The 1,045-nt window shown below is 72.8% G+C and carries 2 protein-coding genes; one reads left to right on the top strand and one right to left on the bottom strand.

Translation table 11 applies throughout. The features are described 5' to 3' along the window. The coding region (locus tag ACFU7D_RS29855) for a TAXI family TRAP transporter solute-binding subunit (RefSeq protein ID WP_378874190.1) at positions 1 to 357 on the top strand (357 nt) is incomplete at its 5' end. Here the strand turns inward: ACFU7D_RS29855 and ACFU7D_RS29850 are convergent. Further along, a partial coding sequence (locus ACFU7D_RS29850) for a sensor histidine kinase (protein WP_378874188.1) occupies positions 354 to 1,045 on the bottom strand: 692 nt, incomplete at its 5' end. The two genes, ACFU7D_RS29855 and ACFU7D_RS29850, sit on opposite strands and share 4 nt — an antisense overlap.

Here is a 1,045-nt window from a genome sequence, read left to right as displayed (position 1 = left end):
GCGGAGAGCTCCGCGTTCCGGTTCGTGCCCATCGGCGACGACCTGGTCACCAAGCTGCACGAGTCGGGCGGCGCGACCCGCTACTACCGCACCACCAACCTGCCGGAGTCGGCCTACCCCACCGTCCAGAACGGTGCCGTGGTGCCCACCATGGCGGTCTCCAACCTGCTGGTGACCCGCGCGGACGTCGATCCGCGGCTCACCGAGTGGCTGACCCGGACCGTGCTCGACAGCCGCGACGGCATCGGCGCGCACGTGCACTCCGCGCAGCTGGTGGACCTGCGCACCGCGATCTACACCGACCCGCTGGAGCTGCACGAGGGCGCCCGGCGCTACTACCGGTCGGTCAAGCCCTAGGGACGCGGCTGCCGCGGCTCCACGGGGGCCGTGCCCGTCCGGGGCACCCTGACCGTGACGCGCAGACCGTGCGGCTCGTGGTGGCCGAAGGAGATCGAACCGTCGCCCGCCGCGAGAAGTGCCCGGCAGATGGACAGGCCCAGGCCGGAACCGTTGACGTTCTGGTGCCGCCCACTGCGCCAGAAACGGTCCCCCACGCGCGCGAGCTCCTCGTCGGTGAGCCCGGGACCGTTGTCGGTGACGACGACGGTGGCGGCGTCCCCGGCGGAGGCGACCTCGACCCGCACCGTCTCGTCGGGGGGCGTGAACTTCACCGCGTTGTCGATGACCGCGTCCAGGGCGCTGGACAGGGCCACCGGGTCGGCCCAGCCCGTGGTCGGCGGGCAGTCGCCGACCAGTCGTACGCCCTTGGCCTCCGCCGTCGGCGCCCAGGCCGCCACCCGCTCGGCGGTCAGCGCGCCGACGTCGGTGACCTTGAGGTCGGCCTGGCTGTGCTCGGCCAGGGCCAGGTCGAGCAGGTCGTCCAGGACCCGGGCGAGCCGTTTGCCCTCGGTCTGGACGGAGGCGATCTCCTCGTTGCCCTCGGGCAGTTCGAGGGCGAGCAGCTCGATGCGGAGCAGCAGCGCGGCGAGCGGATTGCGCAACTGGTGCGAGGCGTCGGCGACGAAGGCGCGCTGCTGCTCCAGCA

Source organism: Nocardioides sp. NPDC057577 (genome assembly GCF_042801335.1).
GTDB lineage: Bacteria > Actinomycetota > Actinomycetes > Propionibacteriales > Nocardioidaceae > Nocardioides.
This window is presented reverse-complemented; position numbering and strand designations above follow the sequence as displayed.